20 protein-coding genes are annotated in these 19288 nt (G+C 69.8%); 12 read left to right on the forward strand and 8 right to left on the reverse strand.

Annotation, left to right across the window (positions count from 1 at the left end):
• Positions 1 to 32: 32 nt before the first annotated feature.
• The 6 genes from N5K27_RS11955 (at position 33) to N5K27_RS11980 (ending at position 6003) form a co-directional block, all read left to right on the forward strand.
• Positions 33 to 857: an aldolase/citrate lyase family protein gene (locus tag N5K27_RS11955; protein WP_087837144.1), complete on the forward strand. Its 825-nt coding sequence runs from the start codon at positions 33 to 35 to the stop codon at positions 855 to 857.
• On the forward strand, positions 847 to 1824 hold the full coding sequence (locus N5K27_RS11960; protein WP_087837143.1) for a tripartite tricarboxylate transporter substrate binding protein: 978 nt from the start codon (positions 847 to 849) through the stop codon (positions 1822 to 1824). The genes N5K27_RS11955 and N5K27_RS11960 overlap by 11 nt, the downstream gene beginning before the upstream one ends.
• An 84-nt stretch (positions 1825 to 1908) precedes the next feature.
• Positions 1909 to 2736, forward strand: coding sequence for an amidohydrolase family protein (locus N5K27_RS11965; RefSeq protein WP_279816646.1), 828 nt, complete (start codon positions 1909 to 1911; stop codon positions 2734 to 2736).
• Positions 2733 to 3845, forward strand: coding sequence for a hypothetical protein (locus N5K27_RS11970; protein ID WP_279816647.1), 1113 nt, complete (start codon positions 2733 to 2735; stop codon positions 3843 to 3845). Before N5K27_RS11965 ends, N5K27_RS11970 begins: the two co-directional genes overlap by 4 nt.
• Positions 3842 to 5017: a DUF5624 domain-containing protein gene (locus N5K27_RS11975; RefSeq protein WP_087837140.1), complete on the forward strand. Its 1176-nt coding sequence runs from the start codon at positions 3842 to 3844 to the stop codon at positions 5015 to 5017. Before N5K27_RS11970 ends, N5K27_RS11975 begins: the two co-directional genes overlap by 4 nt.
• A gap of 23 nt (positions 5018 to 5040) precedes the next feature.
• Complete coding sequence (locus N5K27_RS11980) at positions 5041 to 6003, forward strand: tripartite tricarboxylate transporter substrate binding protein (RefSeq protein WP_087837139.1); 963 nt, start codon at positions 5041 to 5043, stop codon at positions 6001 to 6003.
• A gap of 8 nt (positions 6004 to 6011) precedes the next feature.
• Here N5K27_RS11980 and N5K27_RS11985 read toward each other — a convergent pair whose 3' ends face one another.
• Complete coding sequence (locus N5K27_RS11985; RefSeq protein ID WP_087837138.1) at positions 6012 to 6443, reverse strand: thioesterase family protein; 432 nt, start codon at positions 6441 to 6443, stop codon at positions 6012 to 6014.
• Between the two features lie 183 nt (positions 6444 to 6626).
• A complete protein-coding gene (locus tag N5K27_RS11990; protein ID WP_087837137.1) occupies positions 6627 to 7445 on the reverse strand; it encodes a ChbG/HpnK family deacetylase in 819 nt (272 codons plus the stop codon).
• 24 nt (positions 7446 to 7469) lie between these two features.
• Here N5K27_RS11990 and N5K27_RS11995 point away from each other — a divergent pair, with 24 nt between their 5' ends.
• Entirely contained in the window at positions 7470 to 7865 is a 396-nt protein-coding gene (locus N5K27_RS11995; protein WP_087837136.1) for a GtrA family protein, read from the forward strand.
• On the opposite strand, the gene N5K27_RS12000 is transcribed toward N5K27_RS11995, so the two are convergent.
• The 3 genes from N5K27_RS12000 to N5K27_RS12010 form a co-directional block, all read right to left on the reverse strand.
• A complete protein-coding gene (locus N5K27_RS12000) occupies positions 7819 to 9369 on the reverse strand; it encodes a glycosyltransferase family 39 protein (RefSeq protein WP_279816650.1) in 1551 nt (516 codons plus the stop codon). The two genes, N5K27_RS11995 and N5K27_RS12000, sit on opposite strands and share 47 nt — an antisense overlap.
• Positions 9370 to 9527: 158 nt before the next feature.
• The gene (locus tag N5K27_RS12005; protein WP_279816651.1) at positions 9528 to 10580 is read right to left on the reverse strand and encodes a glycosyltransferase family 2 protein; all 1053 of its coding nucleotides are present in this window, start codon (positions 10578 to 10580) and stop codon (positions 9528 to 9530) included.
• 107 nt (positions 10581 to 10687) lie between these two features.
• Complete coding sequence (locus tag N5K27_RS12010) at positions 10688 to 11629, reverse strand: LysR family transcriptional regulator (RefSeq protein ID WP_087837133.1); 942 nt, start codon at positions 11627 to 11629, stop codon at positions 10688 to 10690.
• A gap of 127 nt (positions 11630 to 11756) precedes the next feature.
• Here N5K27_RS12010 and N5K27_RS12015 point away from each other — a divergent pair, with 127 nt between their 5' ends.
• Genes N5K27_RS12015 through N5K27_RS12030 form a run of 4 tightly spaced genes read left to right on the forward strand, consistent with a single transcriptional unit; the run spans position 11757 to position 15773 of the window.
• Complete coding sequence (locus tag N5K27_RS12015; protein ID WP_165963040.1) at positions 11757 to 12737, forward strand: isocitrate lyase/PEP mutase family protein; 981 nt, start codon at positions 11757 to 11759, stop codon at positions 12735 to 12737.
• Positions 12738 to 12788: 51 nt separating this feature from the next.
• Positions 12789 to 13757, forward strand: a complete 969-nt coding sequence (locus N5K27_RS12020) for a tripartite tricarboxylate transporter substrate binding protein (protein WP_087837131.1) — start codon at positions 12789 to 12791, stop codon at positions 13755 to 13757.
• 34 nt (positions 13758 to 13791) lie between these two features.
• A complete protein-coding gene (locus tag N5K27_RS12025; protein WP_243724403.1) occupies positions 13792 to 14808 on the forward strand; it encodes a dihydrodipicolinate synthase family protein in 1017 nt (338 codons plus the stop codon).
• On the forward strand, positions 14805 to 15773 hold the full coding sequence (locus N5K27_RS12030; RefSeq protein ID WP_087837129.1) for a tripartite tricarboxylate transporter substrate binding protein: 969 nt from the start codon (positions 14805 to 14807) through the stop codon (positions 15771 to 15773). The genes N5K27_RS12025 and N5K27_RS12030 overlap by 4 nt, the downstream gene beginning before the upstream one ends.
• Before the next feature lie 16 nt (positions 15774 to 15789).
• On the opposite strand, the gene N5K27_RS12035 is transcribed toward N5K27_RS12030, so the two are convergent.
• A complete protein-coding gene (locus tag N5K27_RS12035; protein ID WP_087837128.1) occupies positions 15790 to 16914 on the reverse strand; it encodes an MFS transporter in 1125 nt (374 codons plus the stop codon).
• Positions 16915 to 16990: 76 nt separating this feature from the next.
• Between N5K27_RS12035 and N5K27_RS12040 the strand changes: the two genes are divergently transcribed.
• A complete protein-coding gene (locus N5K27_RS12040; RefSeq protein ID WP_279816660.1) occupies positions 16991 to 17914 on the forward strand; it encodes a LysR substrate-binding domain-containing protein in 924 nt (307 codons plus the stop codon).
• A gap of 9 nt (positions 17915 to 17923) precedes the next feature.
• Here N5K27_RS12040 and N5K27_RS12045 read toward each other — a convergent pair whose 3' ends face one another.
• Positions 17924 to 18319: an OsmC family protein gene (locus N5K27_RS12045; protein WP_087837126.1), complete on the reverse strand. Its 396-nt coding sequence runs from the start codon at positions 18317 to 18319 to the stop codon at positions 17924 to 17926.
• Positions 18316 to 19263: a DedA family protein/thiosulfate sulfurtransferase GlpE gene (locus N5K27_RS12050; protein ID WP_087837125.1), complete on the reverse strand. Its 948-nt coding sequence runs from the start codon at positions 19261 to 19263 to the stop codon at positions 18316 to 18318. The genes N5K27_RS12045 and N5K27_RS12050 overlap by 4 nt, the downstream gene beginning before the upstream one ends.
• Positions 19264 to 19288: the final 25 nt, after the last annotated feature.

Below are 19288 nucleotides of genomic sequence, written 5' to 3' on the forward strand. Positions count from 1 at the left end.
GATGCGGGGCATCGAGGAGGCGAGAACAGATAATGGATCAACGAGACAACTCGCGGACAGACGCCGTCCATCCCGTCATCGACCGGCTGGTTCGCCGGCTGCCGGTGGCGGCGCTGGGCCTGCGATGCGCGCGTACGCCCGATGTCGTGCGGTGGGCCAGGGCCACGGGACACCACGCGGTCTGGGTGGACCTGGAGCACAGCACCATGCCCGTGGATGTGGCGGGCGCGTTGTGCGGCACCGCGGCAGATCTGGGGATGGCGGCGCTGGTCAGGGTGCCCGAGCGCGAATATGGCGTCGTGGGACGGCTGCTGGATGCGGGGGCCTCGGGCATCATTTTCCCCCGGGTCGAAACGGCCGGGCAGGCCGCGGACCTGGTGGCCGCCTGCCGATTCCCGCCCCAGGGACACCGGTCGGCCATCGCGACGCTGCCCTGCGTCGGATTCCGCCGGGTGCCGGCGGCGGAACTCTATGCCACCGCCAACCGCGCCACCCTCGTCAAGGTGCTGTTGGAGAGCCCGCTCGGGATCGAGAATGCCGAGGCCATCGCCAGCGTACCCGGCGTGGATCTGGTGGCCATCGGCACCAATGACCTGAGCGCCGAACTGGGCGTGCCCGGCGAGGCCACCCATCCCCGCGTGCGCGAGGCGCACGAGGCGGCCCTGCGCGCGTGCCTGCGGGCGGGCAAGCCGCTGGTCATCGGAGGGGTTGCCGACGTTCGTTATGTGGCGGACCTGATCGAACGCGGCGCCGCGCCGTTCATGATGACGGGCATAGACAGCGACCTGCTGGCCGCGGCAATGCGCGAGCGCGTCGTCCAGGCCCTGGCTTGTGTGGGGGCCGGCGATGCGACGTGACCGCTGCTGGCGCGGGGCGCTGGCCCTGGCTGCCGTATTGATGGCGGGGATCCCGCCGGCCCACGCCCAGCGCGCGCTCACCATCGTGGTGCCGACGCCGCCCGGCGGACCGATCGACCGTGTGGCGCGGGTGGTTGCCCAGTACCTGCAACCGCGTCTGGAGGTCCCGGTGGTGGTCGAGAACCGCCAGGGCGCGGCGGGCAAGATCGGCGCCCAGGCCGCGCTGCGAGCCCCGCGGGATGGCCAGACGCTGCTGGCGGTGTCGCCGTCCATCCTGACCGTGAACCCGGTGGTGGACCGCGCCGTCGGCTACGACCCGTTGAAGGATTTCACGCCGCTGGCCATCGTGGCGGCGAACTCGGGAGTGCTGGCCGTCCGTGCGGGATTGCCGGTGGCGGATCTGGCGGGACTGGTCGAACATGCGAAGGCCCATCCCGACGGGCTGACCTACGGGTCCTTCGGCGTCGGCACCAGCCTGCACCTGCAAAGCGAGGAACTGCTGCAGGCGCTGGGGATCGCCGCGCGGCACGTGCCGTACAAGGGCGAGGCGCAGGCCATGAACGCGCTCGTGGCCGGCGAAGTCGACATGATGGTCTACGTCACGGCACCCATCGTGCCCTATGTGCGCAGCGGCCGGGTACGCGCGCTGGCGGCGACGGGCGCGCAGCGCTGGGACCTGCTGCCCGAGGTGCCGACCTACGCCGAATCGGGACTGCCCGCGCTGACCGACTACAGCTATCGCTCGTGGGTGGGCCTGGTCATGCCGGCGGGGGCGCCCGCGGCCCAGCAGGAGGCGGTCGGACGCGCGTTGCGCGAAGCAATGGCCGAACCGGGGCTGCGTCTTTCCCTTGAAGGCCAGGGATTCGAGCTCCAGGCCTACGATCCTGCCGCGATGCGCGAGGCGATTTCTTCCGAACTGGTCCGCAACCGGCGCGTCGCCGCGAGCGGGCGCGTCCATCTCGATTGATACACCACGGTCCTGCCATGACAGATTCCATGCTGACTTCCACGCCCATGCGCGCCTTCCACGCTGGAGCGCCCCCGTTTCGAGGTGCCCCCGGGGGCCTGCGATGCCCACGTGCACGTCTTCGGGCCGGCCGACCGGTATCCGCGCGTCCCGCATCCCCACTACACGCTGCCCGACGGCGAACAATCGAAGCTGGAGGGCGCGCTGGATGCACTGGGGGTGGAGCGCTACGTGATCGTGCAGCCCAGCTACTACGGCACCGACAACCGCTGCATGCTGGATGCGCTGGACCGCTGCGGCGGTCACGCGCGCGGCGTGGCCATGGTCGACGACGACGTCGATCAGGAGACGCTGGCGCGCATGCACGAACGGGGCGTCCGCGCGCTCAGGCTGGATCTCTTCCTGCGCGCCCAATTGCCGGGCCGGGAACTGCGGGCCTACATCGAACGCAGCGTGAGCCGCGCCTCGCGCCTGGGCTGGCACGTGCAGTTCTATACCCCGGGATGGGTGGTGCGCGACCTGATTCCGTTCCTGCCGTCGATCGGGGCCGATTTCGTCATCGATCACATGGGCTACATGCTGGAGACCGACGGCCTGACCCGCGAGGATTTCGACCGCCTGCTGCGGGCGGCGCACGAGGGGCGCGGCTGGTTCAAGCTGTCCGGTCCCTATCGCCTGGCCAAGGACAGGAACTATGTCCGGCTGCGGCCCTTGGCCCGCGCCATCGTCGAGACCCTGCCCGATCGCGTGATCTGGGGCAGCGACTGGCCGCATATTCCCGACGGCGCCCTGGATACGGGCAATCTGCTGAACCTGCTGGCGGACTGGGTGCCCGAGCCGGAGGGGCGAAAACGCATCCTGGTCGAGAATCCCGCCAGGCTGTTCGGCTTTCCCGAGGCGAGGCGGCCATGATCGGCCTGCGTTGCATCCAGGAACTGGATACGTCGGGAGCACGGGCCGCGGCCACGTTCGAGCACGAGGGGGCGCGCTACCTGGCCGTGCCGCAATTGGCGCGCGACGTCGAAGGAACGCCCGCCGACATGACGGCGGGGAACAGCGATACGCAGACGCTGATCTACCGTTGGGAAGGCGGCCGCTTCGTGCCGGACGCGGCCCTGGACGCCCCGGGCGGCGAGGACGCGGAGTTCTTCCGCATCGGCGAACGCGCTTTCCTGGCCGTGGCCAGCCTTCGCCACGGCGCCGGCCCCTACGACATGCGCCCGGGATCGACCATCTTCGAACTGCACGCCGGACGTTTCCTGCCTTTGCAGCAGGTACCGAGCTTCGCGGCCAAGCAATGGAAGTACCTCGCGGTCGGAGCTCGCCACTTTCTGGCGCTGGCCCAGTGCGTGGCTGCGCCGGGAGAGACGCCGGCCCGGCAGGACATGTCGACCCTGTATGAATGGACTGGCCGGGATTTCTCGCCCTTTCAGCACATCGACTCCGCCTGGGGCTACAACTGGGCCGATATCGACGTCGACGGACACCGGCTGCTGGCCTATGCCGACCATGTCCGGCCGTCACGGCTGCTGCGCTGGAACGGCTCGTCGTTCGAGCACTTCCAGGACCTGGACGGCAACAGCGGGCGCGCCTTCTGCCATTTCGAGACGCGAGGGCGGCATTGGCTGGCCTTCTGCAATCTGCTCGGCGACACGCTGCTGTACAGGTGGTCGGACGGCCGCTTCGTGCCGCACCAGACGGTCTCAGGCCCCGGCGGCAGGGAGTTTGCATGGCTGGACGACATCCAGGCGCTGGTAGTAGTGAATTTCCTGCGCGGCACCCGCGAGGCGCCCATCACCGACCTGGAGTCGGTCATCTACCGGTTCGCCGACGACAGGCTGGTTCCCGCCATGTCGTTCCCCACCCACGGCGCTACCGACGCGGCGTATTTCCGCCACGATGGCAAACGTTATCTCGTGGTGGCGAACAGCCTGTCGCCGCAGGTGCGCTTTCGCACGCCGACCCGCATCTACGAGCTCGACCCGGCCGTGCCGGGCGGCGATGGAAAGGAAACGACATGAATCCCGCCTACCAGAATCCGGATTTCCTGCGCCTGTATGAAACCTACACGGCCGCGGCCGACAGCCTGGGCGCCAAGCTGGCCGCCATGATGGGCGCCGCCCTGGCGGGGGATCCGCTGATCGTCGCCACCAGCACCGACATCGTGTTGTATCCGGGCGCCGGGCGCGCTCCCGAAGTCCAGGGCTATCGCCTGTTCAACCGGGGTTTCAAGGAATTGGCCGCCGTCTCCCACCTGGGGCCGGCCGTGGCGTCGCTGCTGAAGATGCGGGAGCTGGATCCCGACGGCCAGGCGTGGCAGGGCGAGGCGCGGCGCATGATGGACGCGACCCGCGCGGTCCGGGCCGCCAACTCGGCGGCACTGTGGCGCGACGAGATCGCGGTGGCGGCGTACCGGGGGCGCGAGCAGGCCATCGCCGGCATGGTGGACTACGCGTGCGCCATGACGCTGCGCTACCTTGAGCGCGCGCTGCGCGAGCCGTCCTGCTTCACCGCCCGGGACATGCGCGAGCAGTATCTCGAGGCCAAGGGCGGCGCCATAGGTGCGACCGTGCCCATGAACGCCGTCATGATCGCGACCTTCTTCCTGGTTGGACTGGACACCGGCCATCGCATCATCGGCTGGTTCGACCGGCACGATATCGACTGGGACCGCAGCATGGCGCTGATCGTCGGCAAGCAGGGCAGGCCCACCGCCGGCGTCACGTGGACCTCCAATTCGGTGTGCGCATCGATACGCGCGGCCTCGCGCTACCGGCTGCCGCTCGAGCGCGTGCTGATCGCCCCCCACGTGCCCAGCCCGGAACTGCCGGCCGATCCGGAGCAGGCCGTCGCGGCGGCGCGCGCGTTCGAGTCGCCGCTGCGGCAGTTGTGGTCGCGCACGCGCACGGTCAGCGACCTGGGGCCGCTGATGTACGACGGCTATCCGCGCTTCGCGCCGGCGGCGGCCGCGCATCCCCGCCTGACGCCCGAGACCACCGAGGTGGCCGAGCTGCCGGCGATCGCCGGGCCCGACGACTGGTGGGCGATGAACACGCGCTTGCGCGTGGTGCTGGAAGACCCCCGGCAATTGTTGTCGGGGTGTGTGGCCGACTACGCGGTCGACCAGTTGCAGGCCCACGACAACGATCCGGCGCGGGTCGTCGTGCCGGGGCTGGACGGCTGCGCCTATTAGACAACCGACATCAGGAGACTCCCATGCGTGCATTCGTTCCGTTCCTGCTGGCCGCCATTCTTCAGGCTGTCGCGACTTCCGCGCTGGCGCAGGCACCCTGGCCCAGCCATCCGATCAAGATCATCACGCCCAGTCCGGTGGGCGTCGGCTCCGATCTTTTCGCGCGAGCCTATGCCGAGCGCCTGTCGGAGGCGTTGAACACTCCGGTATATGTTGAGAACAAGCCTGGCGCGCTATCGGTGACCGGGACCGACGCGGTGGCCAAGTCCAAGCCGGACGGCTATACCCTGCTGTTCTCGACCAGCAATCCGTTCGCCATCACGCCTTTTCTGTTCAGCCGCCTGCCCTACGATCCGCAGGCCGACTTCGTCGCGGTGACCCAGGCGCTGCGCGGGGGATCATTCATCGTCGCCAACAACGCGGTGCCGATTCGTAGCGTGCCGGACCTGGTGGCCGCGGCGCGCCGCGAGCCGGGCAGGATCAGCTACGCCTCGTACGGGTCGGGCAGCACCGCCCACCTGGGGTTCGAACTGCTGCAGGATGCGTCAGGGGTACGGCTGCTGCATGTTCCGTACAAGCGGGCGGCCCTGCCGGACGTCATGGCGGGGCACGTGATGCTGGGGTTCGAGCCGCCGGTCTCGGCGCTGCCGGCCATCCGGTCGGGCAAGCTGTCCGCGATTGCCTATACGGGCAATCGCCGCAGCGCGGCGCTGCCCGACGTACCGACCGTCTCGGAGTCCTACCCGGGCGTGGAGATCTTCACGTCGCTCGGCTTCTGGGTGCCGGCCGGAACGCCGGTGTCCATCGTCGAGCGCCTGAACCGCGAGATCCAGGCCGTTACCCATTCCGCGGGCATGCAGCGGATGATCGCCGAAGCGGGACTGGAGCCGATAGCGACCACGCCGGCGGATGCGGCCGCGGCCATACGCAAGGAGACCGAGATCATGGGGCGCCTGATCAAGGCCAAGGGCATCACGGTCGATTGACGGGCCGCTCAGCCCCGCCAATAGCCGCCCGCTTCGATGGCGCGGCGCACGTCCTCGGGCACCTCGATGGGCCGCATGGTGTGCATGTCGATGAACACCAGGACCAGCGCGGCGCGCAGGCGCACCGGCTGGTCGTCGCCGGCGCGGCTCAGTTCGATGGCGATCTTCAGCGAGGTGCGTCCGACGCCGTCGATGCGCAGCGCCGAGACGATGTCTTCTCCCAGCCGGCTGGGAGCCAGGAAGTCGACCTGCAGGTTGACGATGGGAATGGCGATGTGCCGCTCGCCATGCAGGGCGGCGAAGCCGGTTTCCAGGCCGTGCCGGAGCCAGTGTTCGACGGTGTCGTTCAGGATCTCGACGTAGCGTGGATAGAACACGATGCCGGCGGGATCGCAGTGCTTGAAGCCGATCTCGACCGGCATGACATGGATGGTTACCATGCGGTTTCCTCGATGGATGGAACGGGCGGGCGCCGGAATGGCCGCAGCTTTCAATTAGACCTCATGCTCACGCCTGCTGCGCGATGCCCGAGAGCTGCCGGGCGAGCCGTTCGCCGCTGTCGTCGGCCAGCGCGGCCTCGCGCAGCCTGCCGTTTGCCAGACACTGAGCCGGGAGGCGTCCGCTCAGGCCAGCGGCCCCACGCGCAGGCCTTCCTCGTCCAGCCAGCGCGAGAAGGCCGGGCCGGCCAGCACCCGGTATTCGGCCACGCGCTGCCCGCCGGGAGGATCGTCGGGCACCGGGGCGACGGCCGGATGGCACATCAGCACGTCCCGGTCGCCCGCGTGCCGCAGCCAGTTGCGCACCAGCGCGGCATAGTGCTGTTCTCCGCCCTGGAAACCGTACACGCCCAGCAGGCGGGCATTGGTTCGCATGCCATGGCCGTGCGCCAGGCGGGCCAGCCCGGCGGCGCCCAGCGCGGCGATCACGTGCGCCTTCAGGCGCGGCGGGTGCGGCATGCCGGGCAGGGACGCGGCGCGCGTGGCGCGCAGCCACGGCGGGGCGTCGCCATAACGCCGCGCCAGCAGCGCGACCAGGCGGGCGCGGATGTGGGGCAACTGGTGCACGTGCTGGTGGCCGTCGACGTAGTCGGGCGGGCGGCCGAAGGCCCGTTCGAAGGCGTCGAACTGCCGGGCGAGCCTTGCGTCGATCCAGCCACCGTCGAGCAGGCCCGCATAGGCGCGGGCAATCAGCACGGACAGGGACAGCCGCTCGGCGGGCGTGTCAGGAAAGGCCGTGAAGTCCACATGCAGGCCGGTCTCGATGCCCGAGCCGGCCAGCAGCCCGGCATGGGCGCCGAAGCTGGGGCCCAGCGTCATGCAGCTGGCGGCGCTGACGCGCCCGTGCGCGGCCAGGGCCAGGATGGCCAGGTCGACCGATGCGTCCATGCCGAAGTCGTCCGCACACACGACGATCCGCCTGCCGGATAATGGCGTTCCGTTCATCACGTATCCGTTGGATGGCTCTTCATGCGCCTGCTTGCCGGACAGATCCTCCGCTTCGTCGCCGTCGGCTGCCTGGCCGCCGCGACCCACTGGGTCGTGGCCGTGGCCTGCGTCGAAATGCTGGGCCTCGCGCCCCTGCGGGCCAACGTGGTGGGCTGGCTGGCCGCTTTCTGCGTGTCGTTCGCGGGCCATCTGCTGTTCACATTCCGGCATCCGCTGCATGCGTGGCAGCGCGCCGCGGCGAGATTCTTTCTCGTATCCGCGGGCGGCTTCGCAGTCAACGAAATGGCCTATGCCTGGCTGCTCCATGTGTCCTCGGTGCGGTATGACGTCTTGCTGGCAGCGGTGTTGGCGGGGATTGCCGTGGGTACCTTCATTGCAAGCCGGCTATGGGCGTTTCGCCGCACGCCTGGCGCATGAGCCCGTCGCCGGCCTCGACCAGCCATACCCGGCTGCGGTCTTCGCTCAGCACGGGCTGCCGGTTCGCCAGGAATGGCTTGCGCGCGGCGTCGTCGGCGCCGCCCCAGATCCAGTAGCGTTCCCCGGCGGGCGCCGCGCACAGGCGTTCGCGCAGCAGCCGGTCCGACAGCAGCACCTGCTGGCCCTGGACCGGGTCGAAATGCGCGGCGTCGTACAGTTCCTTGCGCCAGTTGTCGCGCAAGGGAATCTGCGGGTCCAGCCAGTCGTCCACGACCCAGATGGGGGCGGGGGAGCGGGAATAGAGCTGTAGCTGGAAGGGGTACTCGTGCAGCGCGACCAGCGTGTCGCCGGGCCGCAGCCGCGTGCCGATATCGGTGGCCAGGGACTTGGGCGCCTGGTGCGAATAGGCGGCGGCTGCGGCGATGGCGGCGCCGCACAGCGTGGCGGCGCCCATGACGGACAAGGGGAACAGGCGCCGCCAGCGCAGGCTGCGGCCGCTGCGCCGGACCGACATGACGACCTCGGCCAGCAGGAAGGCGAAGGCGGGCAGCGCCGGCACGATGTAGCCGATGAGCTTGGAGCTGGGGATGGAGAAGAAGGCCAGGATCACGGCCAGCCAGACCAGCGCCAGCCGCCGCAGCTCGCCGCCGGGCGCGGTCCAGAAGCGCTTGTCGAACAGGCCGGCGGCCCAGGCCGACCAGGGCAGCGCCAGCGCGGCAAGCACCGGCAGGTAGAACCAGGCCGGCTGTACGTTGTTGAAGCCGCCGGCGGAGAAGCGCTCGAACTGCTGGTAGATGAAGAAGTAGTGGAAGAACTCCGGATAGCGCAGCTGCATCAGCCAGAACCACGGCACCGCCACGGCCAGGAAGACGCCGATGGCGGGCGGCCACAGCAGGACGAGCAGGTCTTTCCAGCGGCGCGCCGACGCCACCCATAGCACCAGCACGGCCGCCGGCAGCGCGACGCCTATCAGGCCCTTGGCCAGCACGGCCAGGCCGGCCAGCACCGCGCAGGCCAGCATCATGCCGCGGGGCGAGGCACCTTCGCGGGCGCGCAGCAGCGCTTCGGCGCCGGCCAGGATGCACAGCGAGATCAGGCTGGCCACCAGCATGTCCAGGTTGGCGAACTGCGCGGCGCCGTAGAAGAAGGGCAGGGTGACCAGGATCAGCGTGGCGACCGCGGCGGTGCCGGCGTCGCGCCGCCGGCGCACGAACAGGTACAGGCCCGCCGCCGCCAGCCAGGCCGCCAGGACCGAGGGCAGGCGCGCCGCGAACTCGTTCAGTCCGAACACCGAGAACGAGGCCTCGGCCAGCCAGTAGAACAGCGGCGGCTTGTGGAAATAGGGCATGCCGTTCAAGAGCGGCACGGCATGGGAGTGGCTGCGCAGCATTTCCCAGGCGACGCCGGCATAGCGGCCCTCGTCGGGCAGCATCAGCGGCCGCACCCAGGACAGCATGGCAAGCCACGCCGCGATGGCGGCAAAGAACAGGCTGGTTCTTTTCATCGCCGGGCCGCCCCAAGATGAAAACGCCCCCTTGGGGGGCAGCGCAGCCGCGCAGCGGCAAGCGTGGGGGCCATTTTTCATCGCCGGGCCGCCCCAAGATGAAAACGCCCCCTTGGGGGGCAGCGCAGCCGCGCAGCGGCAAGCGTGGGGGCCATTTTTCATCGCATGCCTGCGCGGCCGCTGCGCGTCCCCGTGCCGCGGCGAGAACGGACCACGTACAGCGGCCGGCCCTTGACCTCGTCGAAGATGCGGGCGACGTACTCGCCCACGATGCCCAGCGAGATCAGGTTCAGTCCGGCGAAGAACAGCAGGGCGGCGACGATGGTGGTCCAGCCGGCGACGATGTTGCCCTTGACCAGGTATTCACCCACCACGTAGCAGCCATAGGCGATGGACAGCGCCGCGAAGAGCCCACCCACGAGGCTCGCCATGCGCAGCGGCCAGGTGGTGAAGGCGGTCAGCCCGTCCAGGGCCAGGCGCCCGAGCTGCAGCGGCCGGAAGTGGCTGCTGCCGTGGGCACGGTCGGCGGGAACGTAGGGCAGCGGCTCGGCCTTGAACCCGACCCAGGCGTACAGGCCCTTCATGAAGCGGGTGCGTTCGGGCAGGGCGATCAGGGCGTCGACGACGCGGCGGTCCATCAGCCGGAAGTCGCCGGCATGCGCCGGGACGTTGACGCGGCCGTGCGAGCTGAGCAGCCGGTAGAACAGCCGCGAGCCCAGGCGCTTGAGCGCCGGCTCGTCGTCGCGATGGCTGCGCACCGCGTAGACCATGTCCGCGCCGGCGGCCCACTTGACCAGCATCCTGTCGATCAGGTCGGGCGAGTGCTGCAGGTCGGCGTCCATGCTGATGACGACGTCGCCGTCCGCCGATTCCAGCCCGGCGCTGAGCGCGGCTTCCTTGCCGAAGTTGCGCGACAGCTGCAGGTAGCGGAAGCCGGGGACCTGGCTCCAGCGGGCCATGAGTTCAGGGGTCTCGTCGGTGCTGCCGTCGTCCACCACAATGATCTCCCAGCTTCGGCACAGCGTGTCGAGGCGGGCTCGCAAGAGGGGAAGCAGTTCGCGCAGGTTGCGGGCTTCGTTCAGGCAGGGCAGGACGCAGCTGACATGGGCATCGTGGAAGGCGGAATCCCTGGGCGCGGCTGCCTCGGGCAGAGGCAGGACCACGCCGGGCAGCGCCGGGCCGAAGCCATCCAGATCGTGTTGGACATCCATGGAACACTCGGAGGGAACGACAGAACGGCGCCAGTATGGTCGGGCGTGCGTCGAATTTTCGTTGAAGGGATGTCGAGTTTCCGTTCCTCCGGCCGTTCAGCGGAACGTCAGTTTTCCGGCGTCCCGTAAGTGCGTTCCCCGCGTTCGGCGATCACCTCCAGCAGCGTGCCGGTGAACGCCTCCAGGACCGCAGGCTGTTCCCTTCCGCGCTTGGTGATGAGGTGAAAGCCCAGCGACAGCACGGGGTCGGTCAGCAGCGCGGTGACGACCGGCACGTCGGGTCCGACCGGCGCGGCGAAGGACGGAACGATGGTGGGACCGACGCCGGCCGCCGCCATGCCGATCAGCGATTCCAGATTGTTCATCCGGATGCCGCCCTCCGGCCGCAGGCGCCTGGACGCGGCCTTGCGCTTGTCGATCAGTTGCTGGAGTTCCGAGGTGGGGTGCAGCTCCACGAAGGGCACGTCGGGCAGGTCGTCCCAACGTATGCGCCGGGCCCTGCCCTGCGCCTTCAGGCGCAGCGGGGCGTTGCGGCATTCCACGTACAGGAAGTCGAACTCGAACAGCGGGCGCCGCGAGACCTCGGGCACGTGCCGCGGGAAGATGCCCAGCCCGCAATCGAGTTCCCCGCTGCGCACGCGGCGTTCGACCTCGGGCTTGGGCAGGTCGAACACATGCAGGTCCAGCGTGGGCTGGGTGACGCGCAGCTTCATGTATACGTGCGGCATCACGCTGGCGGAGAATATGGGCGTGGCGCCCACGCGCAGCGTGCGCCGCCGCTCTTCCGAGAGCTGGCTGAGGACGGGGGCGATGGTTTCCACTTCGTCCACCACGTGCTGGGCCACGGGCACCAGCCGCTGGCCGGCCGCGGTCAGGTGGACCGAACGCGTGGTGCGCTCGAACAGCCGGCACGCCAGCTGGCCCTCCATGTCCTGCATCATCAGGCTCAGGCCGGGCTGGCTGATGTGCATCTGCTCCGCCGCGCGCGTGAAGCTGCGAGTATGCACCACGGAAAGAAAAGCCTTGAAATGCCGGATCGAGAGATTCATAAGTAACGTAAATCAATAGATATAAGAGATATATTAGACAAATTAAAAGGCTGTTCCTAGAATTTCCCGCAAGCAAGCACAAATGCACCCGCCGGCCAGGCCGGACGGGGCGACGGGAGACGGGACGATGAACGAGGCGACAGCCAAGCGGCGCCAATTCCGCGAACTACTGGCCAGGGACGAACTACTGGTCATGCCCGGCGGCTTCAGCCCCCTGCTGGCCCGCATCGCGCAGGACGCGGGCTTTGAAAGTTATTTCATCGCCGGCTCGCAACTGTGCGCGTTCCTGTACGGATATCCCGACACCGGCGTGATGGGCATGCGCGACGTGGTCGATCATGCGCGGCACGTGGCGGCCCGGACCGACATCCCCATCTTCCTCGACTTCGACACGGGCTTCGGCAATGCGGTCAACGTCTGGTATGCGGTGCAGGAAGCGGTGCGGGCCGGCGTGGCGGGATTGCAGATCGAGGACCAGGAGGCGCCCAAGAAGTCCGGGACCAGTGCCGGCCGCCGCTGCATTCCGGTGGACGAAGCCGTGGGCAAGTACCGCGCGGCCGTCGCCGCCCGCGACGAGATCGACAGGGAATTCGTGGTGTGCGCGCGCTGCGACGCGCTCGGGGCCGCCGGCGAGACCTTCGAGTCCGCGCTGAACCGCTGCGTCGCCTATGCCGAGCAGGGCGGCGTGGATCTGGTCTGGCTCAATTCGGTGCAAAGCCGCGAGCAACTGAAGATCGCCTGCCGCGAGATTCCCGTCCCGGTGCTGACCATCTGGGGCGGGCAGGGGCCGGCGCCGACGCTGGAGGAGTACCGCGATCTCGGCCTGCGGGTGGTGCTGTACCCGACCATCGCGGCCTCGTCGGGGATGCAGGCCGCCTGGCGCGTGCTGCACGATTTCCGCCGGCGCGGCCAGGCGGCGCTGGCCGACTGGGCCGCCCAGGTCAACGCCTGCCCGGACGGGCCGGCCGACTACAAGACCCTGTCCGGCATCCCGAAAGTGATGGAGCTGGAGCGCCGGTTCCTGGCCGAGGGCAGCCGCCCCGACTACGAGAGCACCTGGGGCCACGGCGGCACGCTGGAGCAGAGCGGCAGGCAGCCTCCGAAGTGACCGGGGCCGGCGCGGCCGGCCCACCTTTCTTCTTCCTTCTTGGAAACGAACATGGATCGACGTCAATTGTTGAAGGTCGCGGGCGGAGCCTTGCTCGCGCCGGCCGTGGCGCGCGGCGATGCCTATCCCGTCCGGCCCATCCTGCTGCAGGTGCCGTTCCCGCCGGGCGGCGCGGCCGACGTGATGGCGCGGCTGGTCGCACGCAAGATGAGCGAATCGCTGGGCCAGCCGGTGGCGGTCGAGAACAAGCCCGGCGCGGGCGGCATCATCGGCGCGGCGGCGGTAGCCCGTGCGGCGCCCGATGGCTACACCCTGCTGCTGTCCACCACCAGCACCCATTCCCTGGCCGCCGCCATCAAGTCCTCGCTGCCCTACGATCCCGAGAAGAGCTTCGCGCCCATCGTCGAGATCGCCAACGGCAAGAGCGTGCTGCTGGTATCCAGCGCTTCGGGCATCCAGGACGTGGCCTCGCTGGTCAAGCTGATGAAAAGCCGCGGCGCCGACAACAATTTCGGTTCGGCCGGCGTGGGCACCCTGGCGCACCTGAACGGCGAGGCCTTCAAGCGCGCCGCCGGCGTCGAGATGACGCACATTCCCTACAAGGGCATGTCGCTGGCCGTGCAGGACCTGATAGGCGGCCAGTTGACGATGATGTTCGACAGCGCCGTGTCCGCGCTGGCGGTGCTCAAGGGCGGACGCATCCGCGCGCTGGCCGTGGCCGGGCGCAAGCGCACGCCGGTGCTGCCGGAGGTGCCGACGCTGATCGAGGCCGGCGTGCCGGGCTTCGACATGGAAGCCTATTTCGGCCTGTGGGCGCCGGCGGGCACGCCCGCGCCCATCGTCGAGCGGCTCAACGGCGTGCTCAACGCCGCGATCGCGTCGCCCGACCTGCGCACCGAGATCACCAGCCTGGCGGCCGACCCCGCGGGCGGCACCAGCGCGGCCTTCGCCGAACGCGTCGCGCGCGACCGGCGCAAGTGGAAACAGATCATCACCGATGCGGGCATCACCCCCGAATGATGCACCGTCCCATTCTTTCTTTCAGGAGCTTCCGTTGAGCAACACCTCCCTCCATCCCATCGCACGCCGCCTCTACACGGCGCTGGTCCTGCCGCTGCGGGACGACCTCGGCATCGACGAGCCGGGCCTGCGCCGGCTGGTGCGCTATTACCTGCAACAACCGAGGTTCGCCGCCGAGGGCGGCCTCATCGCCAATCCCGAGGCGGGCGAAGCCTTCTACCTGACCCGCGAGGAAAAGCGGCGGGTGCTGGAAATCGTGATGGAGGAAGCCGCGGGCCGGATGCCGGTGCTGGCCGGCACCTTCGCCTGGACCACCGCGGAGACCGTGCAGACGGCGCTCGACGCGAAGGCGCTGGGTGCCCAGGGCATCTTCGTGGTGCCGCCGGCCGGTTCCATGGACGTGGCCATCGCCTGGGACTCGGTCCGCTATCCGGAGGTGTGGCTGGACCAGATCAAGGCGCAGGACGAGGCCGTGGACCTGCCCATCTTCACCCACCCCATCACCAACGCGTCGCAGCCCTGGGGACTGGGCCTGCCCCTGGAACCCACGCTGAAATTCTGCCGTGAGGTGCCCAACATCGTGGGCTGGAAGACGACCTACGCCTACCAGGGCCACCGCATCCTTGCGCGGGCCATGCGCGACCAGGCGCCCGGCGTCGCGCTGCTGTGCTCGAGCGCGCATTTCTTCCACGAGTACCTGGCCAGCGGCAATTTCGACGGCACCATCAGCGGCTCGTGGAACTATGCGCTGGAGCCCATGCTGGACCACATCGAGGCGATGCGCGCCAATGACCTCGTCGCCGCGCGCCGCATCTGGGACGCGGGCCTGGCGCGCCTGCACGAATACATCTACGCCGAGCCCGGCCGGCTGCACGTGCGCTACAAGATCGCGACCTGGCTGCGGGGCCTGATCGAGTCGCCGCGCATGCGTCCGCCCATGCCCGAGCCGCGCGTCGAAGAGATCCGCCGCATCGACCAGTTGCTGCGCGGGGCGGGCATCGAGGTGGTCCGGGAGCAGACCCGGATGGACGCCGCCGGGAGGCAGGCATGATGGGCGCGCGCCGCATCGCGGCGCTGGCGCTGGCCGCGTTGTTGCCGATGGCGGGTCTTCACGCCCAGGAATATCCGGCCAAGCCTGTCAAGATCGTGGTGCCCTTTCCGCCGGGTGGTTCGACCGACGTGGCGGCCCGCATTCTCGCGGCCAGGCTGGCCGACGAGTTCCGCCAGCCGGTCTATGTCGAGAACAAGCCCGGCGCCGGCACCACGATCGGCGCCGCCTACGTCGCTTCCTCCGCGCCCGACGGCTACACCTTGTACGTGACGGGGCCGATCACCCACGCCAGTTCGCAGGCGCTCTACAGGAAGCTGCCCTACGACGCGCTGCGCGGTTTCGCGCCGGTCGGCAACATGACCGTCTCGCCGTTCATCGTGGTGGTCCATCCCGCCTCGCCGGCGAAGTCGCTGAAGGACCTGCTGGAGGCGGCGCGCAGGCAGCCGGGGCGGCTGAGCTATGCCTCCAGCGGCAACGGCGCCGCGCCCCACCTGGTAACCGAAATCATCGCGCGCTCCGCCGGCGTGTCGTTCACGCACGTGCCGTTCAAGGGCGTGGGGCCGGCGGTGGTCGCGCTGTTGGGCAACCAGGTGGACTTCATGATCGCCGACGTCGCCGTCGTGCCGCAGATCCGCGAGGGCAAGCTGCGCGCGCTGGCGCTGACGACGGCGGCCGAGTCGGCGCTGGTGCCGGGCGTGCCGTCCATGGCGGAGGCCGGCATGCCGGGCGTCGACGTGCCGAGCGGCCTGGCCCTGTTCGCCCCGGCGGGGACGCCGGAGGCGACCGTCGCGCGCATCAATGCGGCGATGAACCGCGCGTTGCGGGATGCGGACGTCATGCAGAAATTCGCCATGCAGGGCTTCGAGATCCAGACCGGCACGCCGGCCGACCTGGCGGCCATGATGGCCCGGGAGGTCGAGCGCTACGGGCAGATCGTGCGGCAGACGGGCATCCGCATCGATTGATGCGGGCCGCGCCGGATCAGGGGCGGCGCAGGCAGGCCAGCGCCGCGGCCGACAAGAGCAGGGCGGCCCCGCCGTAGACCAGCACGGCGGGGGCGGCCGGCAGCAGCAGGCCGGCCAGCATCGGCCCCGTGCCTGCGCCGATGTCGCGCCAGACCGCGCGCGAGGCCAGTGCCTGGATGCGTTCGTTGCCGGGGTGGCGATGCGCGACGATGGGGGCCAGCAGCGGCAGTTGCAGGGCGCGCAGCACGACGATGAGGAAGGCGCAGGCCCACAGCCAGCCGGCGCCGAAACCCACCAGCGCGGCCGAGGTGGCCAGCGACAGGACCACCAGCATGCGTTCGGCGCCCAGGCGGTCGGCGATGCGCCCGCCCAGCGGGCTGAGCAGGATCTCCGACAGGTAGCGCAGCGCCATCAGCACGCCGGCCGCCAGCAGGGCCCAGTCGGGCAGTGCGTCCTGCGCGAGCAGCGACAGGCCGATGATGAACAGGCCGTCCAGCGTCAGCCCTTCCATGAAGGACCAGGCATCCAGGCTGCCTGGTGGCCGTATGCGGCGCGCGGGCTGCGGCGCGCTCCGGGGCCGGCGGTGGGCGGGCAGGCGGCGCGCTAGCGGCAGGGCCAGCAGGGCGAGGGCGGCCAGAATGAAGAAGATGAAGCGCGGTCCGGCCAGGTCCGCCAGCCATGCGCCCGCCGGCAGGGCCAGCATGGGGCCCGCGGCGATCAGGGCGCGCGAGCGGCCGGTGCGCTGCGCCGATCCGGACAGGCTGGCGGTGGCCAGCGCCAGGGTGGACAGGTTCAGCGCCGCGTAGGACAGGCCCCACAGCAGCCGGACGGCCAGCAGCAGCCAGAAGCCCGGGAACAGCGCATAGCCCAGCGCGCAGCAGGCCGAGGCCAGCGCCGCCAGCGTGCAGACGGCGCGATCGCCGCGCTCGGCGTACAGCCTGGCGACCCAGCCATAGCCGGCTATCCGGACCAGCCGATTGGCGGCCAGCAACACACCGGCCTGCGCCAGGCTTATGCCGAATTGGCCCGCGTGGACGGGAAGCAGCAGATAGAGGACGGTATCGGCGGGCAGGCACAGGCCCAGGACGATGGAGGCGTCGCGCGAATGGCGATCGGCGGTGGCGGTGTCGGGATCGGACATAGGCCGACATGGTGACGTTCGCGTGACAGGGCGACAAACGATTTAAACTGGCGCGACACGTGAGAAAATTGCACGCATGCTCCATCGTCCGCCGCCTCTCAATGCCGTCCGGGCCTTCGTCGCCGCCGCCCGCCACCTGAGTTTCACCCGCGCCGGGCAGGAACTGGGCGTGACCCATGGCGCGGTCAGCCGCCAGGTCCGCCAGTTGGAGGACTACCTGGGCGTGGAACTGTTCGAGCGCCGGACGCGGCAGATCGTGCTGACGGCGGCGGGCGCGCAGTTCCTGGCCGACACCGCGCCCGCGCTGGCCAGCATCTCGGCGGCCGCCGAAGTCTTCGTCGGGCGCGGCGCGCCGCGGGTGGTCCGGATCAACGTGCGTCCTAGCTTCGCCGTGCGCTGGCTGATTCCGCGCCTGCCGGATTTCGTGGCTCGCCATCCTCAGGTCAAGCCGGAAGTCGTGACCAGCACCCTGGCGCCGGAGAGGGCGCTCGAAAGCTTCGACGTGGCCATCCGGCGCGGCCGCCGCGGCTGGCCCCCGTCGATCGAGGCGCGCGCCTTCATGCAGGACGAAGGCCTGGTCGTGGCAGCGCCGGAGCTGTTGCGGGCACGGCCGATCGGGCGTCCCGCCGACCTGGCCGGACATGTCCTGCTGTATTCCCGTTCCCGCCGCGCGGACTGGGAGGCGTGGTTCACGCAGGTCGGCCGGCCGCGTGCGCGGCAGCAGCAGACGCTGCAGTTCGATCACCTGCATTTCGTGATGCAGGCGGCGCTGGATGGATTGGGGCTGGCGCTGGCTCCGGTGTCGCTGCTGGGCCACGACCTGGCCAGGGGCCGCCTGGCGGCGCCCCTGCCGGACCTGCGGCTGGCGCTGGACCGCTACTACTACGGCATCGCGCCCGACGCGGGGCCCGCCGCCCAGTCGTTCGTCGCCTGGCTGCAGGATGTGGCGCAGGCCGAGCAGCGGCAACTATTGAAGCGGGCGGGGATCGCCGCCAGTTGAGCCGGCCGGTCAGGCGCGCGCGACCTCGGTATCGATCTTGATCGTGGTGGTGGTCATCAGCTTGTGGACGGGGCAGCGGTCGGCCACGGCGTGCAGCTCGGCCACCTGTTCGTCGGTCAGGTCGCCGCTGAGCGCCAGGCGGGCGGTCAACCGGTATTCCCCGCGCCGCTCGTCCTTGTCGTCGCGCACGATTTCCACCTCGACGCCGTCCAGGGGGATGTTCTTGCCCTTGGCGTACACCATCAGCGTCAGCGCCTTGCAGCCGCCCAGCGCGGCGTCGAAGTAGTCGTGCGGGGACGGGCCTTCGCCCTTGGGGACCGGCATGTCCAGAGGCACGTCGTGGGCGCCCAGGGAGATGGTGTAGCGCATGCCGCCGGGCATGTTCGATTTGACGTGTACGCTCATGATTGCTCCGTGGCCGGGGAAGCGAGTGGGGATTCGGGCGTTTCGCGGTAGGCCCGCCAGGCATCGTGCCCGCCCAGCAGCGCCCAGGTATTGGTATAGCCCGCCGCGCGCAGCTTGGTCGCCAGCAAGGCCGCCGAGACTTCGTTGGGGCAGGCGCAGTACACCACGATGTCGGTGTCGTAGGGACCGAGCTGCAACTGGTCGAGGGGCGCGTGCACGTCGACGGCGATGGCGCCCGGCAGGGGATCTTCGGGCTGGGGCCGCACATCCAGCAGCACCGGCCGCCGGCCCTCGCGTTCCCAGGACGCGAGTTCGTCCACGGGCAGGCGGGGGACGGTGCGCAGGTACTTGATGACCCGCCACCGCTGGACCAGCCGATAGGCGATGTACAGCGCCAGCAGCGTGCCCAGGAACAGCAGGCCCATCTGGCCGTACTGGTCGATGGCCAGCAGGATGTCCGCCACCACGGGATGGAACAGCGCGCCCAGCAGCACCGCCGAGCCGCCCCAGATCAGCGTGCCGGCGATCTCGTAGCCGACGAAGGTGCGATAGGGCGCGCGGGTCAGGCCGGCCATCACGGTGCTCAGGGCGCCGGCGCCGGGCAGGAACTTGGCCACCAGCAGCAGGCGCGGCCCCACCTGCAGGTAGCGGCTCTGGGTCTGGCGTATGCAGGAGTCCTGCGACAGGGAGATGCGGCAGATGGTGCTGAGCAGCCGTGCGCCGTGGCGCTGGCCGGCCGCGTACCAGGCGCTGTCGGCGATCAGGCTGGCCGCCACGGTGCCGGCCAGGATCAGCGGCCACGAAAGCTGGTCCTGCGCGGCCAGCGCGCCGGCCACGACCAGCAGCGGATAGGCGGGTATGGGCAGCCCCGCCTGTTCCAGCAGCACGTTGAAGAAGACCAGCCATGCCCCGTAGAGCACGAGCAGCGTCTGTAGATCGGCCAAGTGGGCCTCCCGGATGATTCTCTAG

The organism is Pigmentiphaga sp. GD03639 (genome assembly GCF_029845405.1).
Lineage (GTDB): Bacteria > Pseudomonadota > Gammaproteobacteria > Burkholderiales > Burkholderiaceae_B > Pigmentiphaga > Pigmentiphaga daeguensis.

Bases quoted from the DNA above. Each gene is read 5' to 3' on its own strand.
- N5K27_RS12005 (WP_279816651.1), bottom strand. From the start codon at position 10,580: ATGGATGTCCAACACGATCTGGATGGCTTCGGCCCGGCGCTGCCCGGC.
- N5K27_RS11985 (WP_087837138.1), bottom strand. From the start codon at position 6,443: ATGGTAACCATCCATGTCATGCCGGTCGAGATCGGCTTCAAGCACTGC.
- N5K27_RS11995 (WP_087837136.1), top strand. From the start codon at position 7,470: ATGCGCCTGCTTGCCGGACAGATCCTCCGCTTCGTCGCCGTCGGCTGC.
- N5K27_RS12020 (WP_087837131.1), top strand. From the start codon at position 12,789: ATGGATCGACGTCAATTGTTGAAGGTCGCGGGCGGAGCCTTGCTCGCG.
- N5K27_RS11960 (WP_087837143.1), top strand. From the start codon at position 847: ATGCGACGTGACCGCTGCTGGCGCGGGGCGCTGGCCCTGGCTGCCGTA.
- N5K27_RS12035 (WP_087837128.1), bottom strand. From the start codon at position 16,914: ATGTCCGATCCCGACACCGCCACCGCCGATCGCCATTCGCGCGACGCC.
- N5K27_RS12040 (WP_279816660.1), top strand. From the start codon at position 16,991: ATGCTCCATCGTCCGCCGCCTCTCAATGCCGTCCGGGCCTTCGTCGCC.
- N5K27_RS11975 (WP_087837140.1), top strand. From the start codon at position 3,842: ATGAATCCCGCCTACCAGAATCCGGATTTCCTGCGCCTGTATGAAACC.
- N5K27_RS12010 (WP_087837133.1), bottom strand. From the start codon at position 11,629: ATGAATCTCTCGATCCGGCATTTCAAGGCTTTTCTTTCCGTGGTGCAT.
- N5K27_RS11955 (WP_087837144.1), top strand. From the start codon at position 33: ATGGATCAACGAGACAACTCGCGGACAGACGCCGTCCATCCCGTCATC.
- N5K27_RS11990 (WP_087837137.1), bottom strand. From the start codon at position 7,445: ATGAACGGAACGCCATTATCCGGCAGGCGGATCGTCGTGTGTGCGGAC.
- N5K27_RS12045 (WP_087837126.1), bottom strand. From the start codon at position 18,319: ATGAGCGTACACGTCAAATCGAACATGCCCGGCGGCATGCGCTACACC.
- N5K27_RS11980 (WP_087837139.1), top strand. From the start codon at position 5,041: ATGCGTGCATTCGTTCCGTTCCTGCTGGCCGCCATTCTTCAGGCTGTC.
- N5K27_RS12015 (WP_165963040.1), top strand. From the start codon at position 11,757: ATGAACGAGGCGACAGCCAAGCGGCGCCAATTCCGCGAACTACTGGCC.
- N5K27_RS12000 (WP_279816650.1), bottom strand. From the start codon at position 9,369: ATGAAAAGAACCAGCCTGTTCTTTGCCGCCATCGCGGCGTGGCTTGCC.
- N5K27_RS11970 (WP_279816647.1), top strand. From the start codon at position 2,733: ATGATCGGCCTGCGTTGCATCCAGGAACTGGATACGTCGGGAGCACGG.
- N5K27_RS12030 (WP_087837129.1), top strand. From the start codon at position 14,805: ATGATGGGCGCGCGCCGCATCGCGGCGCTGGCGCTGGCCGCGTTGTTG.